This window comes from Streptomyces sp. NPDC055239, assembly GCF_053606205.1.
This window is the reverse complement of sequence record NZ_JBSGRD010000001.1, coordinates 156902-181895: the sequence shown is the minus strand read 5'-3', so window position 1 is coordinate 181895 and position 24994 is coordinate 156902. Positions and strand designations below refer to the sequence as shown.

The window sequence follows — 24994 nt, the reverse complement described above, 5'->3', positions numbered from 1 at the left end:
CGTTTCGCCTGCTTAACGTAAACGCCGCACGACTGGGGCCAATCGTGGAACGGGGATGAGCACATGGGGCGTAGTGAGGCTCCGATGAATCCGGATGACGGGCCGATACAGCGGTTCGCGTCTGAGTTACGCAAGTTGCGCCAGGAGGCCGGCAGGCCGACCTACCGGGCGATGGCGAGGCAGGTCGCGTATTCGGTGACGGCCCTGTCTCAGGCGGCTGCCGGGCGGCGGTTGCCGTCACTGCCGCTCACGCTCGCCTACGCACAGGTCTGTGGTGGCGACGTGACGGAGTGGGAGCGGCGCTGGCACGAGGCGGCTGGGAAGGCGGCGCAGCGGCCGGCGCAGGACGACGCCGATCCGCCGTACCGGGGCCTGGCGCGCTTCGAGCTGGGCGACGCAGCGCTGTTCTTCGGCCGTGATCACCTTGTGGACCGGCTAGTCGACCTTGCCACGGCGCACCGGTTCACGGCCGTCTTCGGGCCCTCCGGGAGCGGGAAGTCGTCGCTGCTGCGTGCCGGACTGATCCCCCGGCTGCGGAACGCGGACCGGTCCAGCCTGAGCCTGGCGGCCGTACGGATCCTCACACCTGGTGAGCACCCGATGAGGGCTCACGGCGAGCGCCTCGCCGCCGCACCGCACGGGGACGGCGACACCTGGCTGATCGTCGACCAGTTCGAGGAGCTGTACACGCTCTGTACCGACCCGGCCGAGCGGACCGCTTTCATCGACCGGCTCCTGATGGCGCGGAAACCCGGCAGCGGACTACGGGTGATCGTCGCGGTGCGGGCAGACTTCCTCAGCCGCTGCACCGAGCACGCCGGGCTCACCGCCGCGTTGCAGGACGCCACCTTACTGAGCGGCCCGATGAGCTCCGAGGAGTTACGGGCGGCGATAGTGAAGCCGGCTGCGGCCGCCGGACTGATCGTGGAACGGGCCCTGACCGCTCGGATCCTCACTGAGGTCAACGGGGAACCCGGTGCCCTGCCACTGATGTCGCACGCACTGCTGGAAACCTGGCGCCACCGCAGGGGCCGCACCCTGACCGAGGTCAGTTACGAGGAAGCGGGCGGGCTGCACGGCTCCATCTCCCGTACCGCCGAGGATGTATACACCCGGCTCACCGATGCCCAGGCGGTCCTGGCCCGCCGCGTCCTGCTACGTCTGATCAGCCCCGGTGACGGCGCCCCCGACACCCGCCGCCCCGCCGACCGCGCCGAACTCGACCTCGCCGACGACCCCCAGGACACCACCGCAGTCCTGGAGAGCTTGGTACGAGCCCGGTTGCTCACCCTCTCCGAAGGTACCGTCGATCTAGCTCACGAGGCCCTGATCACGGCCTGGCCCCGGCTGCGCGGCTGGATCGCGCGGGACCGTGAGGCGCTGCGCGTCCACCGCCGCCTCACCGAGGCGACCGACGTGTGGGAGTCGCTGGATCGGGACCCCAGCGCCCTATACCGGGGCACGCGGCTGGATCTGGCCCGCGACCTGGCTGGGCTGACCTCGCGGGAACGAGCGTTCCTCGACGCGAGCACCGCCGCCGAGGCTGCGGAAGCGACGCGTGGACGCCGTCGAGTGCGCCGACTTCGCCAACTCGTCGCGCTCCTGGCTGTCCTGTTCATCTCCGCGAGCGCAGCGACCGTGTACGCCATACACGTCGAAGGCAAGGTTGCCCAGCAGCGCAATGCGGCCCTCGCCCAGAGAGCCGCCGGGGAGGCGGTGGGACTCCGACTGCTCAGGCCCTCACTCGCCGCCCAGCTCGGCCTCGCCGCATACCGGCTCGCGCCTGAGCACTCCACCCGGGATGCACTGCTCAGCACCATGGCCACCACCCTCAGCGGCCACACCCAGGTCGTCAGCTCGGCGGCGGTCAGCCCGGACGGTCGCACGCTCGCCACCAGCAGCTTCGACCGCACCATCCGCCTGTGGAACATCACCGACCCGCGTCGCCCCGTCGGACTGGCCACATTCACCGGCCACGCCGACACCATCGCCATGGTCGCCTTCAGCCCTGACGGCCACACTCTGGCCACAGGCGGCCGCGATCACACGATCCGCCTGTGGAACATCACCGACCCCCACTACCCAACCCCGTACGGCCCGCCCCTCACCGGCCACACCGACACCGTCTTCTCCGTGGCCTTCAGCCCTGACGGCAAGACCCTGGCCAGCGGCAGCTACGACCACACGATCCGGCTGTGGGACGTCACCGATGCCGCCCGTCCCGTCCGCCTGGCCGAACTGACCGGGCACACCCTCAACGTCAAACCCGTGGCCTTCAGCCCCGACGGCCGCGCCCTGGCCTCCGGCAGCGACGACCGGACCGTACGGCTGTGGAACGTCACCGACCCCCGGCACCCCGCCCAACTCGCTGTCCTCACCGGCCACAAGGACTTCGTCGACGCACTCGCGTTCAGTCCGGACGGCAGGGCCCTGGCCTCCGGCAGCGACGACCGGACGGTACGGCTGTGGAACGTCACCGACCTCCGCGACCCATCCCCCTCCGACGTCCTGCGCGGCCACGACGACGTCATCAGCGGGATCGCATTCAGCCCGGACGGCAGGACCCTTGCCACCAGCAGCTACGACCGCTCGGTCCGCTTATGGAACCTGGGCCGCGCCGGCCGTCCCGCCTCCCTCCCCGTCCTCACCGGGCACCTCGGCGCCGTCCAGTCTGTGGCGTTCACCCCGGACGGCGGCAGGATCATCACTGCGGGCGCCGACCACACCGCACAGATCTGGGACACCGACACGCAGACCGCCGTCTCCCACGCCTGCGCCCAGGCCCACCCCACGATCACCCGAGCCGAATGGTCCCGATACTTTCCAGGACTGGAGTACCGGCCGCCCTGCGGCTGAACACCGTGAGGTGAACCGCTCCAGGCTCGGCGGCGCCTCTCAGCCCCGGAGAGCGGTTCACCTCGTCCTCGTTCGCTACGTCGTCCACCCCTCATGCGACGCCCCCGGTCGACGTTCCGACATGGACGCTTCAGGAACAGGCGTTTAGCCAGGGAGCTCGTCGCCGACCAGGGCGAGGTTCGGCGGCGTACGCGTCCTGGCGGGAGTGCCCCTGGAAGAGCAGCAGGCTCCCGAAGTCCTTGCCGTAGCGCTCCTTCTGCTCGACCTTGGTGGCGGTTGAAGTAGCGGCAGTAGTCGAGTTGTCCCAGGTGAACTCGGAGCCGGCGATCTCGGCGGCCACGGCCGACTTGGGCTTGATCCGGGCGACCTTCTTCGGGCATACCGCTGGTTTCATGAGGGCACCTTGCCGGTGCCCGCGCACCGGGTGGGACCGCGCACGATCCTGGTGAACATCGACGCGTATGCCTCACCCCCGGTGACTGGTGGTGTCGGCGTGTATGCCCGCGTCTCCTCACACGACCAGAAGAGCGATCTGGAGCGGCAGACCGCACGGTTGTCGGCGTGGGCCGTGCAGGCCGGTCACCAGGTCGTCCGGATCGAATCCGAGATCGCCTCGGGCATGAACGGTGCTCGTACGAAGGCGTGTCGCCTGCTGGCTGATCCGGCGGTGACCGCCGTGGTGGTGGAGCACAAGGACCGCCTCGGCCGCATGAACGTCGAACTGATCGAGGCCGCTCTGTCCGCCACCGGCCGCCGCCTGGTGGTCCTCGATGACGATGAGGTCGAGGACGACCTGGTAGGGGACATGATGGAGGTCCTGACGTCGTTCTGCGCCCGCCTGTACGGGCGCCGGTCGGCGAAGAGCCGAGCCAGGAAGGCGCTGGAGGCGGCGGCTGCCGATGAGTAAGAAGCAGCTTCGCACCATCAACGCCCCGTTCGTCGCGCTCGGCCCGTCCGGAGTCGCGATCCGCGACCCCGGGGCACCTCACCACCGAGGACGACCAGGTGTTGCGCCTGGTCGGCGAACACCTCGGACACCTTGCCTCGGCCGATCTCAAGGCCCGGTGCACGGTCGTCGGAGCCCCACCACGCGTACCGGATGGTGACGGTCCCGTCCCCCGACCCGCTTCCGCCGCCGCATCCCGCCGGGGTCAGTCCGAAGGCCGCCAACGAGGCGCCGGCCAGCGCTTGCCGGGACAAGGTAGGGAGCCGGGACGGGTACGTCAACGGTTCGGACAGGAACCGTCGAAGCGCTTCGAGTCCGCCCGGCCCAACTCCGAGATCTCGAACGGGTTTTCCTGCGCGAAACATTGACGTGGGCCTGTCGGCGCCCTACTTTCATCGCGTCGTACTTCGTACGTCATATATGAGACGCGATACGCGATGGCTGCACGCACGATGGCTGCACGACGGCCGCACGACGACTGAGAGCATCGATGAACTTTGCGCCCCACCCCATCCCCTCGCGCACGCAGTACGTGCTCGAGGCGGTCAAGCACCGCATCCTCACCGGGCAGCTGGCCCCAGGTCAGCCACTCGTCGAGACCGAACTCGCCGCCCAGTTCGCGGTCTCCAAGACGCCCGTACGGGAAGCGCTGAAGACACTCGCCGGGACCGGGCTCGTCGTCATGAGCCAGTACAAGGGCGCCACCGTGCGCACGGTGGACGCGGCCATGGCGCAGGAGGTCTACGACGTACGCCTCCTGCTCGAACCGGAGGCCCTGCGGCGCACCGTCAGGTCCGGCGCCCTCCTGGAGGAGGCGCGCGACGCCCTGGAGCGGGCCGACACCGCGGCGGACGCGGCCGAACGCTCGCTTGCCAACCGCGAGTTCCACCGCGCGCTCTACGTTCCGTGCGGCAACCCGCTGCTCTCCCGCATGCTCGACGACGTGCGCGACCAGGCGGCCCTGGTCTCCGCCGTCGCCTGGGCGACCCTGCCCTCCTGGGAGCGGGAGGCGGCCGAGCACCGGGAGATCCTGCGGCTCGCGCTCGCGGGGGAAGCAGACGCGGCTGCCCGCGGACTCCATGACCACATCGCCTCGTTCGTGCAGCGGGCGTTCCCGGAGGGGGAGCTTTCATGACCGGACCCGGACACCACTCCAGTTTCGCCGAGCTTCGTTCCGCCCTCGCCGATGTCGTCGCGATCCCGGTGACCCCCTTCGCCGAGGACGGCTCCGTGGAGCGTGACACCTACCGCGCCCTGGTGCGACGCCTCGTCGACGGCGGCGTGCGCACGCTGACCCCGAACGGCAACACGGGCGAGTTCTACGCTCTGAGCCCCGACGAGCGGCGCCTGGTCACCGAGTTGACCATGGAGGTGGCGAACGGGAACGGCGCCACCGTGCTCGTCGGCGTCGGACATGACCTGCCGACCGCGATCGGCGCCGCACGGCACGCGCGGGACACCGGTGCGCACATGGTGATGGTGCATCAGCCGGTGCATCCGTACGTGTCCCAGGACGGCTGGGTCGACTACCACCGTGCCGTCGCCGATGCTGTGCCCGAACTCGGTGTCGTGCCGTACATCCGCAATCCGCGCCTCACCGGTCAATGCCTCGCGGATCTGGGTGAGTTGTGCCCTAATGTGATCGGCGCGAAGTACGCGACGCCGGACGCCGCCGCCTTCGCCGCGTTCGCGCGGGACGCGGGCCTCGAACGCTTCGTGTGGGTGGCGGGGCTCGCCGAGCTGTACGCCCCCGCGTACTGGGCCGTCGGCGCCACCGGCTTCACGTCGGGCCTGGTCAATGTCGCACCCGAGGTGTCGCTCCGCATGCTGGAAGCCCTGCGGGCGGGTGACTATCCGGCGGCCATGGACGTCTGGGAGCGCATCCGCCGCTTCGAGGAGCTGCGCGCCGCCGACAGTTCCGCCGACAACGTCACCGTCGTCAAGGAGGCCCTCGCCGCGCTCGGCCTGTGCCGCCGCGAGGTGCGCCCGCCGAGCCGGGTCCTGCCCGACGAGCGGCGCGACGAGATAGCGGCGCTCGTGAAGGCGTGGGCGATATGAGGCCCGACGAACTGCGCAGCCACCAGTGGTACGGCACGGACGGCCTGAGGTCCTTCAGTCACCGGGCCCGCACCCGGCAGCTCGGCTATCTGCCCGAGGAGCACCTGGGCAAGCCCGTCATCGCGGTCCTCAACACCTGGTCCGACATCAATCCCTGTCACGTGCATCTGCGCGACCGCGCCCAGGCGGTCAAGCGCGGGGTGTGGCAGGCGGGCGGCTTCCCCCTCGAATTCCCCGTCTCCACGCTCTCGGAGACCTTCCAGAAGCCCACCCCGATGCTCTACCGCAACCTCCTCGCCATGGAGACCGAGGAGCTGCTCAGGTCCTACCCGGTGGACGGCGCCGTGCTGCTCGGCGGCTGCGACAAGACGACGCCCGCCCTGCTCATGGGCGCGGCCAGCGTCGACCTGCCGACCGTGTTCGTGCCGGCCGGGCCCATGCTCCCGGGGCACTGGCGCAACGAGGTGCTCGGTTCCGGCACCGACATGTGGAAGTACTGGGACGACAAGCGCGCCGGTCTCATCGGCGACTGCGAGCTGGCGGAGCTGGAGAACGGCCTCGCCCGCTCCCCCGGCCACTGCATGACCATGGGTACGGCGTCGACGCTGACCGCCGCCGCCGAGGCACTCGGCGTGACGATGCCCGGCGCCTCCTCGATCCCCGCGGTGGACTCAGGGCACGACCGGATGGCGGCCGCGTCCGGGATGCGGATCGTCGAACTCGTACACCAGGAACTGAAGTTGTCCGAGTTCCTGACAGCGGAGGCGTACGAGGACGCGGTCGCCACCGTCCTCGCGCTCGGCGGGTCCACCAACGCCGTGATCCATCTGATCGCCATGGCGGGCCGCAGCGGCGTACGGCTCACGCTCGACGACTTCGACCGGATCGCGCGGACCGTGCCGGTCCTGGCCAACCTGCGCCCCGGCGGGCAGTACCTCATGGAGGACTTCCACTTCGCGGGCGGACTCCCGGCGTTCCTCGCCCAGTTGACCGACGTACTCCATCTGGACCGCCCCACCGTCGCCCACGACACCCTGCGGGAGCAGCTCGCGGGCGCCGTCGTGCACAATCCCGAGGTCATCCGCCCCCGCGAGAAGCCTCTCGCCGACGAGGGCGGCGTGGCCGTGCTTCGCGGGAACCTCTGTCCGGACGGCGCCGTCATCAAGCACATCGCAGCCGAGCCGCACCTGCTGCGGCACACAGGGCCCGCGGTCGTCTTCGACGACTACCGCCAGATGCAGCGCACCATCAACGACCCCGAGCTCGGCATCACCGCCGACCACGTCCTCGTGCTGCGCGGCTCGGGCCCCAAGGGCGGTCCCGGCATGCCCGAGTACGGGATGCTGCCGATCCCCGATCATCTGCTGAAGCAGGGGGTGCGCGACATGGTGCGGATCTCCGACGCGCGGATGAGCGGCACGTCGTACGGGGCGTGTGTGCTGCACGTGGCTCCCGAGTCGTACGTCGGCGGGCCGCTCGCCCTCGTCCGTACGGGAGACCTGATCACCCTGGACGTCGAGGCGCGCTCGCTCCATCTCGACGTAGCAGAGGAAGAGTTGGAGCGGCGCCGGGCCGCGTGGACGCCGCCGCCCGCGCGGTACGGACGTGGCTACGGCGCGCTCTACAGCGAGCAGATCACCCAGGCCGACACCGGCTGTGACTTCGCGTTCCTGGCCCGCGAGGGCGAGGTCCCCGACCCGTACGTGGGCTGAGCCCTCCAGGCCGCTCCCCTCATTGCCCGTCTTCCTTTGTACGAGATTTCGAACAACGTCTGCGAAGCGCTTCATCTCGCCGACTGTGTGCCGCCCATGAGAACGGAGAAGCAGACATGGCCTCAGCCGTGGCGAAAGCGCCACCGCAGCCACCGCCCCGGCGCCGCACACCGGGTGCGCACCGGCGCCGAACGGGAGCGACCCCGCGCCGCCTCCCGTATCTGCTGATCGCGCCGGCCGGGCTCCTGATGGTGGGCTTCATCGCCTACCCGGTCATCAGCGTCTTCTACTACAGCCTGCGCAATTACAACCCCACCAAGCCCTGGCGCAACGGCTTCGCGGGATTCGACAACTTCGTCACCGCGTTCACCAAGGACCCGCAGTTCTGGCAGACGCTCGGCTTCAGCCTGCAGTGGGTGGTCGTCGAGGTCGTCCTGCAACTGCTCCTCGGCCTGGGACTCGCCCTGATCGTCAACCAGACCTTCATCGGCCGTGCGATGGCCCGCGCCATGGTCTTCTCGCCGTGGGCCGTCTCCGGCGTGCTCACCTCGACGATCTGGCTCCTCATCTTCAACTCCCAGACGGGCATCACCCGTTACCTCGCGGACATGGGGATCGGCTCGTACGGAACGTCCTGGCTCTCGGACACCAGCACCGTCTTCCCGGCCGTCGTCGTCGCCGAACTCTGGCGCGGCGTACCCTTCTTCGCGATCCTCATCCTCGCCGACCTGCAGTCCGTGTCGAAGGATCTGTACGAGGCCGCCGAGGTGGACGGCGCGAGCCGCTTCCGGCAGTTCTTCCACATCACGCTGCCGCACCTGAAGGACGCGATCATCCTCTCCACGCTGCTCCGCGCGGTCTGGGAGTTCAACAACGTCGACCTGCTCTACACCCTCACCGGCGGCGGACCCGCGGGCGAGACGACGACCCTGCCCCTGCGCATCGCGTCCATCGCCGTCGACTCGCACGACTTCGGCTACGCCTCCGCGCTGACCTCCATCGCGTTCGTGATCCTCCTCTTCTGCTCGATGGTCTATCTGCGGCTGAGCAAGTTCGGAGGTCAGGACAAGTGAGCACCACGCAGCACCTGAACAGGGAAGCCGACATGGCGGGCACCACCGCCCCCACCGAGCCCCGCGCCGACGGCCCGCGCACGCCCAAGCGGCGCCCCTGGGACGAGGCCCCCCGCTGGCAGATCTACCTCCCGCTCGGCCTCTACCTCCTCTTCACCCTCATCCCCTTCTACTGGATGCTGCTCTTCGCGATCCGCCCTGCGGGCTCGACCTCGCTGCTCCCCTGGCCGATCACGTTCGAGCACTTCGACAAGGTGTGGACGGAGCGCAGCTTCGCTCTCTTCTTCCAGAACAGCCTCATCGTCGGCCTCCTGTCGATGCTGATGACGACGCTCGTCGCCCTCGCGGGCGGCTACGCACTCGCCCGCTTCGACTTCAAGATCAAGCGCGGTTTCATGCTGGCGCTGCTGTGCTCGCAGTTCATCCCCGGCGCGCTGATGCTGGTGCCGCTCTTCCAGATCTTCGCCAATCTCCAGATGATCAACTCGCTCGGCAGCGTCATCATCGCCGAGGCCGTCTTCCAGCTGCCGCTCTCGATGATCCTGATCAGCGGATTCATCAAGAATGTGCCGTACTCCCTGGAGGAGGCAGCCTGGGTCGACGGCTGCGGACGCTTCCGCGCCTTCTGCGCCGTCGTCCTGCCCCTCCTGCGGCCGGGTCTGATCGCGGTCGGCTCCTTCGCCTTCGTGCACAGCTGGAACCACTTCCTGTTCGCCCTGATGTTCCTCTCCAACCAGGACAAGCAGACGATCCCGGTCGGCCTCGCCACCCTGATGGGCGCCGACAGCGTCGACCTCGGCGCACTCGCGGCGGGTGGCGTCATCGCCGCCCTGCCCGTGGTGATCGTGTTCGCGTTCATCCAGAAGTGGCTTGTCACGGGGTTCAGCGCCGGGGCGGTGAAGGGGTGAGCAGCCTCGCCCTTCAGCGGGGGGACGCCCCGCTGCCGCTCGTCCTCGCCGGGGCGCGCGGGCACGGCAGATGGCACCTGGAGAACATCCGCCGGCTCCAACAGGACGGTCTCGTACGGCTCGTGGGGATCTGCGAGCTCGAGCCGCTGACCGGTGCCGAGCTCGACGCGGTGCCGGGCGAGCCCGCCCAGTCCCCGGACTTCGCCGCTCTGCTCGACTCCACATCGGCCGCCGTCGCCGTCATCTGTACACCCATCCCCACCCACGCCGACCTGGCCGTCGCCGCCACCGCGCGGGGCGTGCACCTGCTCCTGGAGAAGCCGCCCGCCCCTTCGTACGCCGACTTCCGGCGGATCACCGACGCGGTGGCCGCAGCGGGCGTGGCCTGCCAGGTCGGTTTCCAGTCGCTCGGCTCGCACGCCGTGCCCGCCATCCGCGCCCTGGTCGCCGACGGCGTGATCGGTGAGCCGATGGGTGTCGGCGCGGCCGGTGCCTGGGCGCGCGACGAGGCCTACTACCGGCGCGCGCCCTGGGCGGGACGGCGCCGTCTGAACGGCGTGGACGTCGTGGACGGGGTCCTGACCAACCCCCTCGCCCACGCCGTCGCCACGGCCCTGGCGGTCGACGGGTCCTTGGGAGCGGAGGACGTCACGCGGGTGGACACGGAGCTGTTCCGCGCCAATGCCATCGAGTCCGACGACACTTCGTTCGTGGGGATCACGACGGCGCGCGGCGGCCGTATCGGGGTCGCCGCGACCCTCTGCGCCGAGCGTCCCGACGAGCCGTACGTCATCGTCCACGGCACCAAGGGCCGCATCACGTTCTGGTACAAGCAGGACCGGGTGCTCGTGCAGCGCGCCGGGCACGGGCCGGAGGAGGTCCTTCACGGGCGGACGGACCTCCTCGAGAACCTCGTCGAGCATCTCGCGGGCCGTGCGGAGCTGCTGGTGCCGCCCGCGTCGACGGGCGCCTTCATGAAGGTCGTCGAGTCGATCCGCCTCGCGCCAGATCCGCACCCGCTGCCGGTCGAGGCCTGGCGCAGTGTGCCCGGCGAGCACGAAGGCGTACGGCGCCGGGTCGTGCACGGCATCGACGGGCTCGTGGCGGCGAGCGCCGACACGCTGTGCGGCTTCGCGGAGCTCGGCACGTTCTGGGCGCTGCCCGACGAGCAGTCGCCCGCAGCCCGGTCAGCCCCTGCCACCCAGGCCGCCCCCAGCGCCGAGCCCTCCACCTCTCGCACCCCCACCGCCGAGACCCCACCGAGGTGAGAACGCCATGAACAGAACCGCGACCGACTCCGCGCTCATGCTGCGCTGCTCGGGCCGCCCCGTAGGCCGCTACGTCATCCACCCCTCGGCCGATGCACGGCTCGCGCCCCGCCCCTACCTCCACCCCGTCCGCACCTTCGGCGGCCTCCCCGTCACCGAGTCCGGCCCGGCCGACCACCCGCACCACCTCGGCGTGGGTGTCGCCGTGCCCGACGCGGCGGGCCGCAACTTCTGGGGCGGGCGCACCTACGTACGCGACCAGGGGCCGACCGAGCTCGACAACCACGGCGAGCAGCGCCACCTGGAGTTCAAGCTGCGCGACCCGGACGGGTTCGTCGAGGAGATCTGCTGGCTCGACGGGGAGTGCGAGCTGCTGCGCGAGCGGCGGACCGTCGCCGTCACGCCCCTCACCACGTCCGCCTGGGCCCTCGACTTCACGTTCTCCCTCACCAACCCGGCCGACGCGGAGATCTCCATCGGCAGCCCCGCCACCAACGGCCGCCCCGGCGCCGCCTACGGAGGCTTCTTCTGGCGTGCCCCCAAGGAGACGCAGGCCCCCCAGGTGTTCACGGCGGACGCGGACGGCGAAGCCGCCGTCCATGGCGCCACGGCCGACTGGCTCGCCCTCGCGGGCCAGGGCTGGACCCTCGTCTTCGCCGGGGCGACGCCCGATACGCGGCGCGACCCGTGGTTCGTGCGGACCGCGGAGTATCCGGGTGTCGGCTCCTCGCTCGCGCACGCGCGGCGCCTGCCGATCGGCCCCGGGGAGACCGTCGTACGCCGTGTCATCACCGTCGTCGCCGACGGCCGCCCGAGCCGGGCCGAGGCCGCCGGGCTCGTCCGCAAGGCGGTGACCGCGTGAACGCGACCCGCGCGCACTCCCCTCACAGTCTTGGCGACCTCGGCGACGGGACCTACCGCAACCCAGTCCTCGCCGCCGACTGGTCCGACCCCGACGTCGTCCGCGTCGGCGACGACTTCTACCTCACCGCGTCCAGCTTCGGGCGCGCCCCGGGGCTGCCGCTGCTCCACTCCCGCGACCTAGTGAACTGGACCCTGATCGGGCACGCACTCGAACGCCTGGAACCCGCCGAGTCGTTCGCCGCACCACGGTACGACTGCGGGGTGTGGGCGCCGTCGATCCGGCACCACGAGGGGCGATTCTGGATCTTCTGGGGCGACCCCGACCATGGCATCTTCCAGGTCAACTCGCCCGATATTCGCGGGCCTTGGAGTGCCCCGCACCTCGTCAAGGCGGGCAAGGGGCTCATCGACGCCTGCCCCCTGTGGGACGAGGAGCGCGGCGACGCGTATCTCGTGCACGCCTGGGCCAAGTCGCGCTCCGGCGTCAAGAACCGGCTCACCGGTCATCGTATGAGCCCCGACGGCCGTGAACTCCTCGACGAGGGAGCGGTGTTGGTCGACGGCGACCGGCTGCCCGGCTGGTTCACGCTGGAAGGGCCCAAGCTCTACCGTCACGACGGCTGGTTCTGGATCCTCGCTCCGGCCGGCGGGGTGGCGACCGGCTGGCAGGGCGCCTTACGCTCACGGACGTTCCACGGTCCCTACGAGGAGCGGATCGTCCTGGAGCAGGGCGACACCGACGTCAACGGCCCCCATCAGGGCGGCTGGGTGCGCACCCCGTCCGGTGACGACTGGTTCCTGCACTTCCAGCAGCGCGGCGCCTACGGACGTGTCGTCCACCTCCAGCCGCTGCGATGGGACACGGACGGCTGGCCGGTGATCGGGGACGGCGGCGCCCCCGTCGACGTACACAAGAAGCCCGACCTGTCCCCGCAGCCCGTGTCGGCGCCCGCCACCGACGACGACTTCCCCGGCGGACGCCACGGCCGCCAGTGGCAGTGGTCCGCCAACCCCCTTGACGGCTGGGCGACTTCGCACGCGGCGGACGGTCTGCGCCTCGCCTGCGTACGGTCCGCGGACGCCCACGACCTGCGCCGCCTGCCGCACGTCCTGACCCAGCGTCTTCCGCTCACGCCGTGCACCGTCGAGGTGGACCTGCGCCTTGACGGCAGCGCGGCCGACGCGAGGGCCGGACTCGCCGTGCTCGGTGACGCCTTCAACTGGATCGGCCTCGAACGCGACGGCGACGGAGTGGTCCGCCTCGTCCACCGGTTCGCCGAGTCCGTCGCCGAGCGGGAGCGCGACGCGGAGCATCCGCGCCCCGCGCCCGACGGCACCGCGCGGCTGCGGATCGACATCACGGACGGCGCGCGCTGCCGCTTCTCGGCGGACACCGGCGACGGCTTCCTGCCATCAGGTCAGGTCTTCACCGCGACGCCGTGGCGGTGGGTGGGCGCGCTGCTCGGCCTGTTCGCCACGGCCCCGGCAGGACGGAACGGCGCCGGGACGGCCCTGTTCACGCACTTCCGGATCACCACTCACTGACTCTGCCCAGGTCGCCGACGGCGATCGCCCCCTGACCCCACAGCACCAGCACCTGGCACCTCGCACCACCCGACCCGCACATCTGAAGAAGAGAGCCGACCATGAACATCACCACCCGAAGAAGCAGCAGAAGCAGAAGCCGTCGCGCGGTGGCCGCCGTCGCCTTCACCGCCGCGTTCGCGCTGGCCGCCACCGCCTGTGGCGACGACGGCAGCGGGTCCGGCGGGGACAAGGGCAAGGAGGGGTCCGGGAAGGGCGAGATCACCTTCTGGGACAACAACGGCGGTGTCCGTACCGACGTCTGGAAGGAGATCATCAAGGACTTCGAGGCGCAGAACCCGGACATCCACGTCAAGTACGTGCCGATCCCCGCGGAGAGCGTCCAGTCCAAGTACGACACCGCCATCCAGGGCGGCGGCCTTCCCGACGTCGGCGGCGTCGGCGCCGCGATGCTCGCGGGGATCTCCGCGCAGAACGCCCTCGAGCCGCTGGACGACCGGCTGAACGGGAGCTCCCTGAAGGGCAAGCTGAACCCGGGCATGGTCGACAGCGTCCGGGCGGCGGGCGGCGGCAACCGGCTCTTCACGGTGCCTACGTCGGCGAGCAACGGCGTGCTGTACTACCGCACCGACCTGTTCAAGTCCGCGGGCCTCGACGCCCCCACCAACTGGAGCAAGTTCTACGCGGCGGCGAAGAAGCTCACCGCCAAGGGCGACAACAAGTTCGGTTACACCATTCGCGGCGGCGAGGGTTCCATCGCCCAGGCGCTCGACGCGGCCTACGGCCAGTCCGGCATCGGTTCGTTCTGGGACGGCGACAAGACCACGGTCAACGACCCTAAGAACGTGGAGGCGTTGAAGAAGTACGTCGCGCTCTACAAGAACAACACCCCCGCGGCCGACGTCAACAACGACTTCAAGAAGATGAACGCCCAGTGGGACGCGGGCCAGATCGGCATGCTCAGCCACAACCTCGGCTCCTACACGGACCATGTGAAGGCGCTCGGTGAGGGCAAGTTCCGTGGCCTGCCCAACCCGACGACCGATGCGGGCATACGCGTCCAGGTCTCCAACCCGGTCGACGGGATCGGCCTGTTCAAGTCCAGCAGGAAGAAGGCGGCGGCCTGGAAGTTCATCGAGTTCGCGGCCTCGCACAAGTCCAACAGCGAGTGGAACAAGTCGGCGGGCGCCATCCCCGCCAACACCGCGGCCTCCAAGGACGCCTGGGTGAACGAGGCCGAGCCCACGAAGCTGGCCGCCGCGGCGCTCAACGACGGCTCCCTGAAGATCGTGCAGCTGCCGTACTACCTGCCTGACTGGAACACCATCAGCAAGGCCGACAACGAGCCGAACTACCAGAAGGTCCTGCTCGGCAAGATGTCCGCGAAGGACTTCCTCGACACTCTCGCCGAGCAGCTCAACAAGGCTCAGGCCGAGTGGAACGAACAGAACAAGTGACAGCGCGCCCCGCGCACGGCGTCGGCCGACGCCGTGCGGTCGCGGCCCTCGCGAGCCTTCCGCTCGCGGTGGCCGCGGCCCCGGCCGCTCTCGCCCGCTCATCAGGGGCCGCTCCCGTCAGCACGCTCTACATCGCCGGGGACTCCACCGCCGCGCAGAAGTACGCCGACGCGGCGCCCGAGACCGGCTGGGGCATGGCCCTTCCCTTCTTCCTCCACGACCGCCGCCTGCGGGTCGCCAACCACGCGCTGAACGGCCGGAGTTCGAAGAGCTTCGTCGACGAGGGCAGCCTCGCCGTGATCCTGGAGGCGATCGGGCCCGGCGACCGCCTCCTCGTCCAGTTCGCGCACAACGACGAGAAGAGCGCCGATCCGACGCGCTACACCGAGCCCTGGTCCACGTATCAGGAGTATGTGAAGCAGTACGTCGACGGGGCTCGGTCCCGTGGTGCGCGGCCGGTGCTGGCGACCGCCGTCGAGCGCAGGAAGTTCGACGCGGACGGTACAGCGCTGCCCACCCACGGCGACTACCCGGCGGCGATGCGGGCCCTCGCCGAGGCCGAAGGCGTGCCACTGCTCGACATCGAGGCCCTGTCGCTCGCCCTGTGGCAGAAGCTCGGCGTCGAGGAGACCAAGGCGTACTTCAACTGGACCGCCACCGAGCAGGACAACACGCACTTCAATCCGCCGGGCGCGATCGCCGTGGCACGGCTGGTGGCGGCCGAGCTGCTGCACCGCGAAGTGCTCGCACCACGGGACGTGCGCCGGCTGGACGCCGCGATACCCGATTCCTGGATCACCTGGCCGGAAGGACCGTGAAGACGTGAAGAAGAGGACGACGAGGATGCCTGTACGCAGATCTCTCACCCTGCTCGCGGGGTGCACCGCGCTTGTCGTGGCCGTCACGAGCGCACCCGCGTCTGCCGCGGGGGCACGCGACGTGCTGCCGCGCGGCGACGGCTGGGCGTCCGCCGACGGCGGGACCACCGGCGGCGCGCGGGCCGATGCCGCGCACACCTACACGGTCACCACCTGGGAGGAGCTGCGCGCCGCGCTCGCGGCCGACCCGGGCACTCCCCGGATCATCAAGGTCAAGGGCACGCTGAACGCCACGGCCGATGGCTGCGCCGCGTTCGAGGCCGATGGCTACGACTTCGACCAGTACCTCGCCGACTACGACCCCGCGGTGTGGGGGTACGACACGCCGGTCAGCGGCGCGCAGGAGGACCTGCGGGCGGCGTCGGCGACCCGGCAGGGCGCGGCGATCAAGGCGTACGTCCCCGCCGACACGACCATCGTGGGCATCGGCAAGAGCGCAGGGATCGTCGGCGGCAGCCTGCAGATCCAGGGCGTGGACAACGTGGTCGTCCGTAACCTCACCCTGGAGAGCCCGCTCGACTGCTTCCCGCAGTGGGATCCCACGGACGGGGACACGGGGGCCTGGAACTCCGAGTACGACAGCATGGTCGTCTACGGCTCGACGCATGTGTGGGTGGACCACAACACGTTCACCGACGGCGAGCACCCCGACAGTTCGCTGCCGTCCTACTACGGCGAGATCTACCAGCAGCACGACGGCGAACTGGACGTCGTACGCGGCGCCGACCTGGTCACCGTCTCCTGGAACGTCTTCGCCGACCACGACAAGACCCTGATGATCGGCAACAGCGACAGCGCGGGCGCCACCGACCGGGGCAAGCTGCGGGTCACCCTGCACCACAACGTTTTCAGGGACATCGTCGAGCGGGCGCCGCGTGTCCGCTTCGGGCAGGTCGACACGTACAACAACCACTACGTGGTCCCCGCGGGCGGCTATCAGTACTCCTTCGGCATCGGTCAGGAGTCCCAACTCGTCGCGCAGAACAACGCGTTCACCCTCCCGGTCGGGGTCGGTGCGGGGAAGATCCTCAAGAAGTGGAAGGAGGCGCCGGTCACCGCCGACGCCAATTACGTCAACGGCAAGCGCGTCGATCTCATCGCCGTCCACAACGCGGAGATCCCGGAGGAGACCCTCCAGTCGGGTGCGGGCTGGACGCCGAGCCTGCGGACGCGGGTGGACGACCCGCGCAAGCTGCCGGGACTGCTCAAGCGTGACGCGGGCGCGGGCAGGGTCCGCTGATGCCCTCGCACCGCTCTCCCCTATCCTTCAGCCGACGTACGTTGCTCACCACGGGCGCGGGTGCCGGCGCCGCCCTTGCCCTCGGCACCGCGCTCCCCGCCCGCGCCGCCGGACCCCGCCCCACCCGTCGGACGCTCTACGTCGACCCGGCGGGCCGCGGCGACCACACCACCGTCCAGGCCGCCGTGAACGCCGCTTCCGGCAGCGCCTTGACGCTGGTCATCGCCCCGGGCACGTACCGCGAGACGGTGACCGTGCCCGAGACGAGTGCCGGGCTCACGCTCATCGGCGCGAGCGGCGACCCGCGCGACACGGTCATCGTGTACGACAACGCAGCGGGCACCCCGAAGCCCGACGGGTCCGGCACCTACGGCACCAGCGGCTCGGCCACCACGACCGTGCGAGCCGCCGGTTTCACCGCGCACGCCCTCACGTTCGCCAACGACTGGCTGCGGGCGGACCACCCCGACTACACCGGCACCCAGGCCGTCGCCCTCAAGGTGACGGGCGACCGCTCGGCGTTCTTCGGCTGCCGATTCCTGGGCCACCAGGACACCCTCTACGCCGACACCGCGGACCTGGGTGCCTTCGCCCGCCAGTACTTCCGCGACTGCTACGTGGAGGGTGACGTCGACTTCGTCTTCGGCCGTGCCACCGCGGTCTTCGAGCGCTGCCGCTTCCACACGCTCACCCGGAGCGACCTGGCAGCGGCTCCGTACGGCTTCGTCTTCGCGCCGTCCACCGCCGTCGCCAACCCGCGCGGCTACCTGGTCACCCGCAGCCGGGTGACGAGCGGCGCGCCGGACGCGTACTACAAGCTGGCCCGCCCCTGGGTCCCCAGCTCGGACACGACGGCCCGCCCCATGCTGACGGTGCGCGAGACCCGCCTGGGGCACGGCATCGACGCGGTGGCCCCGTACGCGAACATGCGGGACGCCTATCCGTGGCAGGACCAGCGGTTCGCGGAGTACCGCAACACGGGCCCGGGGGCAGCCGTCACGGTGCCTCCGAACCGTCCCCAACTCAGCCGCGCCCAGGCCGGGTCCGCGACTCGCGCCGCCTATCTGACGGACTGGACACCTACACGTAAGAACCGCTGACACGCTGACACAGCGAGCCACCAGTGACCGGCCGGTCGGTCACTGGTGGCCCGGGTATGAGGGCTGCTACTGGTAGCTGATGTCCGACGCGCTGTACTTGCAGTACGTGCCGTCGGCGCCGCTGCCCGTCTCGACGGGCTCGGCGCCCGAGGAGTTGCCCGTGTAGCGGACACAGGGCTTGATCTTCTTGCTGCTGTCGCCGTGGATGCGGACCTTGCTCAGGGTCGCGGTGTCGCCGTAGTTGGTGTTGATGCCGACCAGGGACTTGCCGGGCGCGGTCACGTCCACGTCGTTGATGGTGATCGTGCGCTTGTACTGCTTGGAGCAGTTGCCGCAGGAGCGGACCAGCTTGCCGAAGTCCGATACCTGGAATCCGGAGATGTTCAGCTTGCCCGCGCCGTTGAACTGGAGGACCTTGTCGTCGGCCTTCTTCGCGCCGCCGCCGGTCACGTTGTACACGGAGCTGGTCGAGGTGCCCTTGAAGCTGGCCGCGTCCTCGCCGACGTCCTCCCACCACACGTTCTGGATGGTGCAGCTGCCCGAGCAGTGCACGCCGTCGGCGGCGGGCTTGCCGATCACGACGTTCTTCAGGACCGCGCCGTCCTTCAGCTTGAAGATCGGGTCCTGGCCCTCTTCCTGGCCGTCGCCGCCGAGGTCTCCGCTGCCGTAGAAGCGCTGGAGTCCGCCGTCGTAGGTGCCGGACACCTCGATGGTCTTGGTGACGGCCTTGTCGCCGGTGGGGGTGGGCCAGGCGGCCGCCGCGGTCGCTGCTCCCGCCGGGGAGAGCAGCACGTTGGCGCCCAGGGTGGCGCCGGTAAGGAGGAGGGCGCCGCCCGCCGCGCCCACGACGCGGCGGCGGGTGAGGCGGCGCTTGCTGCTCTTGCGCAGTTCGGCTCGTTGCGTGGTCATGGGGACCGCTCTTTCGCTGGGGGGATGACCTTGCGTCTGCTGGTCTCCGCCCGGATGCGGAAGGTTGCCGCCCTGCCGAAAATTTCTCCGGCGGCGGCCTGGGAAGCGCCTGCGAACTAGGAAGTGCGGGCGAAGTCGCCGCGCACCGCCGCCTTTTGGCCCGACGCGGTCGCCTCCGCCGCGTACGTGTCCTCGCCCGCGTCCCTGCCGCCCTCGGCGTGGTTGTACTGGCCCGCGAAGACGTGCTCCCCCGCGGGGACGGTCCTGCCCGCCTTCAGCGTCCAGCGGTAGACCAGCTCACCGCCCTGCTCGCGTACGGAGACGGTGAAGTCGTCGGCGGGCAGGGAACGCCAGTTGCCCGCGTCGGCGACACCGCCGGTCTGCGCGACACTCAGTTCGACGGTGAGCGCGGTGAGGGATTTACCGGTCTTGAAGGTGAGAGTGCTCTGCGCCCAGAAGTCGTTGCTCTGCGGGTCGATGGAGCCGTCGCTCCAGAGGTAGCCGTCCTCGACGCTCTTGGCGTCCGGCGCCACGCGCCCGGTGGAGGGCGGGGGTTGGGACTTCTTCGGCGGCCGGTCCGCGTCCTGGTCCGTGCCCCTGTCCGGCGTGCCCTTGGTGGCCTTGCCCGACGGGTGCGTGGGCTCGGCGGGTGAACTCGGCTTGGCGTTCTCGTCGTCCGGCGCGGAGGCGGAGGGGCTCGGCGCGGACGGCGATTCGGGGGCGGCGGGTGTGCCCACGGTGCGGGGCGGCGGATCGCCGCCCTGGACGACGGAGGCGACGGCGTATCCGCCGAGCGCGAAGACTCCGGCCACGGCGGCCGTCGCGCCGGCTATCCGCAGCCAGGGGGCGGGCCGTGGCAGCCTGCCGCGGGACGGGACACCGGGGTCGACGGCGTCGCGCTCCATGCCGCGCTCGATCCGGGCGAGCATCCGTTCCCTGTCGGGTCGGTGCTCGGCCGCGGCATCGTGCAGGTGCTTGCGTACGTCGTCCATCACTGCCTCCCTCCCACGAGTTGAGACGCGGCCAGTTCCCCGAGGAGCCGTTGCAGCTCCGCCATTCCCTTGGACGTCTGGCTCTTCACCGTACCGACCGATATGCCGAGCGTGAGCGCGGTGTCCTTCTCCGACAGGTCGAAGGCGTGCCGCAGGACCACACAGGCCCGCTTACGGAACGGCAGCGTACGCAACGCCTCCTGGACATCGACGACCGCGGGTACGTCCGGGTCGTCGACGCCCTCCGTCCGCTGCCCCCAGAACAGGGCCACACGGCGGCGCTCCCGGACGGCGCTGCGGATGCGGGTGCGCGCCATGTTGGCGACGACGCCACGGGCGTACGCGGCCGGATGGTCGGCGGCGCGCACCCGGTCCCAGCGGTGCCAGAGAGCGACCAGGGCGTCCGCCGCCAGGTCGTCGGCGGCGTCCTTCTCACCGGTCAACATGTGGGCGAGGCGCGCCAGTTCGGCGTAGTGCCGCTCGAAGAAATCATGGAACTCCGCGGCGGCTGCGTCGTCGACGGCTGTCCCCACGGGTGACCTCTTTCCTGTGCCTGCGCGGCTCTGCACGCGCGCTGGTGGCCCCGTGCCGCCGAAGCGCGGTGCGCGAGCATAGCAACGTCTGTGCGATACATCGAACAACGTCCGGGATTCCAGGCAGGTCTGAGCCAAGGCCCGAGCCAGGCGGTATGGGGTCATCCGGCCCGGTTCACGTACTGCGGGACCGGTGCCGCGTCGGTGCCGGTGTCCCGTACGTAGCCGTAGCGCACCACCCCTCGTGCGGGGTCAGGGGGTTGGGTGATGTCGCCGGTCACCGTAGCCCGGTCCGTCGGCTGGACGATGAGGTTGTAGTCGGCGCCACGCTCGTTCTGACGGAAAGTCACTTCGCCGTCCACATAGTAAAACTCGTTCTGCCACATCTGCTGAGCGCCCTCGGGCAGCACGGTGAACCCGGTGTCCGGTGAGCCCATCCAGGTGTGCGGCCGGTCGGTCGCCGTCGGTATCTGGTCGTCCATGCGCCGCCCGCCGCCGGAGGCGACATGGAAGAGCTTGCCCTTCAGGCCGGTCCAGGTGGGCATGACAAGGGCACCTGCTCGTTCACCGGGCATGATCTGCCAGCGGACCAGCGCGTAGCCGCGCCCGCGCAGGGTGACGGTGTCGCCTCGGTGCACCATCACCGCCTTCGGCCCCGCCGAGCTGGTCAGGCCGGTCTCCGGGCGGTGCGGCAGGGGGCCGGGGCGGGCCGACGGGTCGGGGGCGGGCTCGGCCTTGTCGATGACGCTGCCGTAACGGGGCGCGGGCTTCTTCGACTTGGGCTTGGGCTTGGCGGCGGGCTTCTTGGGTGTGCGGCTCGGCCTCGGGGATGCGGCGGGCGGCGTGGTCGCCGGAGTGGTGGACGCGCTCGTCTTCGGGGTCGGGGCTGCCGCGTGGGGCGGGCGCGATGGGTCCTGGTGGTCGTGGACCACGTAGGCGCCGCCCGCGACGAGGGTGAGACCTGCCGTGGCGGCGACCGCGGGCTTGCCGAGCAGTTGGAGGATGTGGCCGGTCAGGCCTACCGGGTCGGCGGCAGCGGCCTGTCCCCCGACGGCCGCCCCCGTGGCCGCCTGAGCCGTGCCACCGCCGAGCACTTCCGCCAGCGCGTGCAGCGCGAACCCCGCCGGGATCGGCACCAGCGCGAGGCCGGCGAGGAGCCGCTCCGCCGGTACGGTGTCGTCAGCCGTGCCACCGCACCACGGACAGCCGCGCAGATGCCTCAGGATGCGCTTGCGCCACACCGACCCCGGACGCCCGTCCCACTCCGCGGCGGCCTCGGCGAGCGCGGCGCACCTCGGCTGTGCGTCGAGGGCACGTACGAGGGAACGGGCCGTTTCCAGGCGCTCCTTGAGCCGCTGCACCCGTACCGCCGTGTGCTGCCGGGTCAGGCCGAGCGCCTCGGCGAGGTCGGGCCTGCTGAGCGAGCCCGCGACCTCCAGCCACCACAGCGAGAGCAGTTCCCGGTCCTCCGGGTCGAGCCACCGGGTGGCATCGGCGACCTCGCGGCGCTGCCCCTCGAGGCCGAGGCGCAGCACGGTCAGGCCCGCGAAGTCGCCGTCGGGGTCGGCCGGTTCGTGCTCCAGGGCCGATGCGGGCACGGCCTGCCGGGACCGGGCGGCGCGCGCCCGGTCCCGTATCCGGTGCATGGCGATGGCCACGAGCCAGGACCGGAAGCCGTCCGGGTCGCGGAGTTCGGCGATGGAGCGGACCACGCGCAGCATGGTGTCCTGCACGATGTCGTCGACGTCCGGATGGCCGTCGAGCGCCCGGCCGACGATGTTGTAGACCAGCGGCAGATGCGCGGTGAGCAGCTCGTCGAGTGCGTGCCGGTCACCGGCGCGCGCGGCCTCGGCCAGACCGCGTGTCCGGGGCTCTTCCACCGCTGTTCCACTCCTTCGGGTCCCTCTGTCCGGCCCCCCGTCGGCGGGCCGGGAACTGTACCTGACCAGGCCATGAGGGGAGACGTACGGAGGGCGCCGCGGATAACAGAAAATTTCCGGGCGACGGAGTCATACAGATGGAGCCGTACAGGCGGCAACCTTTCGCGCGCCCCGCGGCGACACAGCCGAGGCACTGTCCCTCTCCCCGCAGGAGCGCCCCATGCCCGAGCACCCGTACACCGAACCCCGCCGCCGCAGGGGCAAAAGAGCACGGCGCACCCGCGGCCGGGTCCTGCTCACCGCCGTCGTCGCGGGCGCCCTCGCCGCCGGTGGGCTCATCGCCCTGTCGTCCACCTCGTCGGCGGCGACCACCCGCCAGGCCGAGGCGCTCGACCGGGGCGTGGTCAGCGTGCACACCGACGCCGGGAACCTGGTCAGCTGGCGCTGGCTCGGCACCGATGACGACGAGGTGGCCTTCAACGTCTACCGCGGGGGTACGAAGGTCAACTCCTCGCCGGTCACCGGCTCGACGAACTACTTCCACGCGGGCGCGCCGAACAGTGCCGACTACACCGTGCGCGCGGTGGTCGACGGCGCCGAGCAGGGCGACTCCGTGCACGCGGTGCAGTTCCGCGCCGGATACAAGGACGTGCCGATCACGCCGCCCGCAGGGGGCACGACCCCGGACGGCGTGGCGTACACCTACGAGGCGAACGACGCGTCCGTCGGTGACCTCGACGGGGACGGCGCCCTGGACTTCGTACTGAAGTGGCAGCCCACCAACGCCAAGGACAACTCCCAGTCCGGCTACACCGGCAACACGGTCATCGACGGCATCAAGCTGGACGGCACCCGGCTGTGGCGGATCGACCTGGGCCGCAACATCCGCTCGGGCGCGCACTACACGCAGTTCCAGGTGTACGACTACGACGGTGACGGCAGGGCCGAGGTCGCCCTGAAGACGGCGGACGGCACGAAGGACGGCGCGGGCACGGTGATCGGCAGCTCGTCCGCCGACCACCGCAACTCCAGCGGCTACGTCCTGGCCGGGCCCGAGTACCTGACCATGTTCGACGGCCGCTCCGGCGCCGCACTCGACACGGTGGACTACGTCCCGGCGCGCGGCACCGTCTCCAGCTGGGGCGACAGTTACGGCAACCGTGTCGACCGCTTCCTCGCCGGAACCGCCTACCTCGACGGCAGCAGGCCCTCCCTGATCATGGCGCGCGGCTACTACACGCGGTCCGTCATCGCCGCCTGGGACTGGCGGAACGGAGCCTTCACCCGGCGCTGGACCTTCGACACCAACTCGTCGACGAACACCGGCAAGGGGTACGACGGTCAGGGCAACCACAGTCTGTCGGTCGCGGACGTCGACGCCGACGGCAAGGACGAGATCGTCTACGGCGCGATGACCGTCGACGACAACGGCAGCGGGCTGTGGACGACGAAGCTCGGGCACGGCGACGCCGGGCACGTCGGCGATCTCGATCCCTCGCGCGCGGGCCTGGAGTACTTCAAGGTGTCCGAGGACAGTTCCAAGCCTGGCTCCTGGATGGCCGACGCCCGCACGGGGCAGCGCCTGTGGACCACGGCGTCCGGCTCCGACAACGGCCGGGGCGTGTCCGCCGACATCTACGCGGGTTCCCCCGGCGCCGAGTCGTGGTCCGCGGCGGACAGCACCCTGCGTTCGCCGTCCGGGGCGTCGGTCGGCCGCGAGCCGTCCAGCGTCAACTTCGTGAACTGGTGGGACGGCGACACCACCCGCGAGCTCCTCGACGGCACCCGGATCGACAAGTACGGCACGGGCGGCGAGACCCGTCTGCTCACCGGGGCGTCCGTCGCGTCCAACAACGGCACGAAGGCGACCCCCGCGCTCTCCGGCGACATCCTCGGCGACTGGCGCGAGGAGGTCGTGTGGCGCACCGCGGACAACAAGGCGCTGCGGATCTACTCCACCCCGCACGAGACGAACACGAAGATCACCACGCTGCTCCACGACATCCAGTACCGCACGGCGCTTGCCTGGCAAAATACGGCCTACAACCAGCCCCCGCACCCGAGCTTCTTCATCGGCTCCGGCATGGCGAAGGCACCGCGTCCGGTGGTGTCCACCCCCTGAGCTGGGCATATAGCCTTCCGAACTGACGCGGCAGGGCGGCTGCGCGAGGGGCTCGCGCGGCCGCCGACCTCATGATTTCAGAGCGCTGGGGATGCTCTGGGGAGATCTGTTGTTCAGCGTCTTGTGCTGCTGGCCTTGCGTGTTGACGTGTGCTTACGGCAGGGGCGTCTGACCTGCGCGGTGCCGGGTCGGGCGTACGCGCGGGTGGCGAGGCTGTACGCATCCCCGAGATGTTCCGCCTTCACCGCCGCGCCCAGCACATCTGTGAAGTGCACGAGCACCCGATGTCCTGCACCCCAGCTGTCCGGCCCTGCGCATCCACGACGGCGTGTTCTGCGCGGCCTCCGGCGCAGGCTGACCGATGAAGGACTGCGGGCTGTCACCACCGGCAGCAATACAAGCGGGCTCAGACCGGCCGTCATTCAGACCGGCCGTCATGAGGCAAGAGGGGCACGTGTTCCGGTTCCTGATTCCGGGAGTCGTCGACCGGCAGGATGGTTTAGCCCTGCTCAACCTGCCCTTACACCTTGGGCGTTGTTCGAGGAGATCTCGGATGTCAGCGTGGATGCGCTGGTGGATGAGGTGCGCCGGGCGCCGCGCGCTCATCCGTCGGCTCTCTCGGCGGTCGATCCCGGCACGCCGCACATCTGCCT

The 24994-nt window shown here is 70.4% G+C and carries 18 protein-coding genes and 3 pseudogenes; 16 read left to right on the top strand and 5 right to left on the bottom strand.

From position 1 onward, the window contains the following. Nucleotides 1-171: 171 nt before the first annotated feature. Nucleotides 172-2856, top strand: a complete 2685-nt coding sequence (locus ACWFRJ_RS00760; protein WP_453523519.1) for an nSTAND1 domain-containing NTPase — start codon at nucleotides 172-174, stop codon at nucleotides 2854-2856. Nucleotides 2857-3037: 181 nt separating this feature from the next. Here the strand turns inward: ACWFRJ_RS00760 and ACWFRJ_RS00755 are convergent. Continuing rightward, nucleotides 3038-3152, bottom strand: a pseudogene (locus ACWFRJ_RS00755) (exo-rhamnogalacturonan lyase family protein); the annotation flags it as partial. 83 nt (nucleotides 3153-3235) lie between these two features. Here ACWFRJ_RS00755 and ACWFRJ_RS00750 point away from each other — a divergent pair. The 14 genes and pseudogenes from ACWFRJ_RS00750 to ACWFRJ_RS00685 form a co-directional block, all read left to right on the top strand. Next, nucleotides 3236-3763 (top strand): annotated as a pseudogene (locus ACWFRJ_RS00750) (IS607 family transposase); the annotation flags it as partial. Further along, nucleotides 3756-3924: pseudogene (locus ACWFRJ_RS00745) on the top strand (IS200/IS605 family accessory protein TnpB-related protein); the annotation flags it as partial. The pseudogenes ACWFRJ_RS00750 and ACWFRJ_RS00745, both read left to right, overlap by 8 nt. 368 nt (nucleotides 3925-4292) lie before the next feature. Next, nucleotides 4293-4937, top strand: coding sequence for a GntR family transcriptional regulator (locus tag ACWFRJ_RS00740; RefSeq protein ID WP_453523517.1), 645 nt, complete (start codon nucleotides 4293-4295; stop codon nucleotides 4935-4937). Beyond that, on the top strand, nucleotides 4934-5860 hold the full coding sequence (locus ACWFRJ_RS00735) for a dihydrodipicolinate synthase family protein (RefSeq protein ID WP_453523514.1): 927 nt from the start codon (nucleotides 4934-4936) through the stop codon (nucleotides 5858-5860). Before ACWFRJ_RS00740 ends, ACWFRJ_RS00735 begins: the two co-directional genes overlap by 4 nt. Next, the gene (araD, locus tag ACWFRJ_RS00730; RefSeq protein ID WP_453523511.1) at nucleotides 5857-7572 is read left to right on the top strand and encodes an L-arabinonate dehydratase; all 1716 of its coding nucleotides are present in this window, start codon (nucleotides 5857-5859) and stop codon (nucleotides 7570-7572) included. The genes ACWFRJ_RS00735 and araD overlap by 4 nt, the downstream gene beginning before the upstream one ends. Before the next feature lie 116 nt (nucleotides 7573-7688). After that, nucleotides 7689-8645, top strand: a complete 957-nt coding sequence (locus ACWFRJ_RS00725) for a carbohydrate ABC transporter permease (protein WP_453523509.1) — start codon at nucleotides 7689-7691, stop codon at nucleotides 8643-8645. Between the two features lie 32 nt (nucleotides 8646-8677). Further along, nucleotides 8678-9553, top strand: coding sequence for a carbohydrate ABC transporter permease (locus ACWFRJ_RS00720; RefSeq protein WP_453525023.1), 876 nt, complete (start codon nucleotides 8678-8680; stop codon nucleotides 9551-9553). Beyond that, nucleotides 9550-10821: a Gfo/Idh/MocA family protein gene (locus ACWFRJ_RS00715; RefSeq protein WP_453523507.1), complete on the top strand. Its 1272-nt coding sequence runs from the start codon at nucleotides 9550-9552 to the stop codon at nucleotides 10819-10821. The genes ACWFRJ_RS00720 and ACWFRJ_RS00715 overlap by 4 nt, the downstream gene beginning before the upstream one ends. A 7-nt stretch (nucleotides 10822-10828) precedes the next feature. Further along, nucleotides 10829-11683, top strand: coding sequence for a DUF6807 domain-containing protein (locus ACWFRJ_RS00710; RefSeq protein ID WP_453523505.1), 855 nt, complete (start codon nucleotides 10829-10831; stop codon nucleotides 11681-11683). After that, a complete protein-coding gene (locus ACWFRJ_RS00705; protein WP_453523502.1) occupies nucleotides 11680-13230 on the top strand; it encodes a family 43 glycosylhydrolase in 1551 nt (516 codons plus the stop codon). Before ACWFRJ_RS00710 ends, ACWFRJ_RS00705 begins: the two co-directional genes overlap by 4 nt. Nucleotides 13231-13331: 101 nt before the next feature. Next, nucleotides 13332-14687 carry an ABC transporter substrate-binding protein gene (locus ACWFRJ_RS00700; protein ID WP_453523500.1) on the top strand — a complete coding sequence of 452 codons (1356 nt, stop codon included), beginning with the start codon at nucleotides 13332-13334 and terminating at the stop codon, nucleotides 14685-14687. Further along, nucleotides 14684-15505, top strand: coding sequence for a rhamnogalacturonan acetylesterase (locus tag ACWFRJ_RS00695; RefSeq protein ID WP_453523498.1), 822 nt, complete (start codon nucleotides 14684-14686; stop codon nucleotides 15503-15505). The genes ACWFRJ_RS00700 and ACWFRJ_RS00695 overlap by 4 nt, the downstream gene beginning before the upstream one ends. Nucleotides 15506-15530: 25 nt before the next feature. Next, nucleotides 15531-16805: a pectate lyase family protein gene (locus tag ACWFRJ_RS00690; RefSeq protein WP_453523496.1), complete on the top strand. Its 1275-nt coding sequence runs from the start codon at nucleotides 15531-15533 to the stop codon at nucleotides 16803-16805. Then, complete coding sequence (locus tag ACWFRJ_RS00685; RefSeq protein ID WP_453523494.1) at nucleotides 16805-17905, top strand: pectinesterase family protein; 1101 nt, start codon at nucleotides 16805-16807, stop codon at nucleotides 17903-17905. Before ACWFRJ_RS00690 ends, ACWFRJ_RS00685 begins: the two co-directional genes overlap by 1 nt. Before the next feature lie 66 nt (nucleotides 17906-17971). Here ACWFRJ_RS00685 and ACWFRJ_RS00680 read toward each other — a convergent pair whose 3' ends face one another. The 4 genes from ACWFRJ_RS00680 to ACWFRJ_RS00665 all read right to left on the bottom strand — a co-directional run bounded on the left by ACWFRJ_RS00680 (nucleotide 17972) and on the right by ACWFRJ_RS00665 (nucleotide 22219). Further along, the gene (locus tag ACWFRJ_RS00680) at nucleotides 17972-18814 is read right to left on the bottom strand and encodes a pectate lyase (protein ID WP_453523491.1); all 843 of its coding nucleotides are present in this window, start codon (nucleotides 18812-18814) and stop codon (nucleotides 17972-17974) included. A gap of 116 nt (nucleotides 18815-18930) precedes the next feature. Continuing rightward, a complete protein-coding gene (locus ACWFRJ_RS00675; RefSeq protein ID WP_453523489.1) occupies nucleotides 18931-19806 on the bottom strand; it encodes a hypothetical protein in 876 nt (291 codons plus the stop codon). Next, the gene (locus ACWFRJ_RS00670; protein ID WP_453523486.1) at nucleotides 19806-20339 is read right to left on the bottom strand and encodes a SigE family RNA polymerase sigma factor; all 534 of its coding nucleotides are present in this window, start codon (nucleotides 20337-20339) and stop codon (nucleotides 19806-19808) included. Before ACWFRJ_RS00670 ends, ACWFRJ_RS00675 begins: the two co-directional genes overlap by 1 nt. A gap of 161 nt (nucleotides 20340-20500) precedes the next feature. Then, entirely contained in the window at nucleotides 20501-22219 is a 1719-nt protein-coding gene (locus ACWFRJ_RS00665; RefSeq protein ID WP_453523483.1) for an RNA polymerase sigma factor, read from the bottom strand. Between the two features lie 220 nt (nucleotides 22220-22439). Between ACWFRJ_RS00665 and ACWFRJ_RS00660 the strand changes: the two genes are divergently transcribed. Further along, a complete protein-coding gene (locus ACWFRJ_RS00660; RefSeq protein ID WP_453523481.1) occupies nucleotides 22440-24341 on the top strand; it encodes a rhamnogalacturonan lyase in 1902 nt (633 codons plus the stop codon). Nucleotides 24342-24994 lie beyond the last annotated feature (653 nt).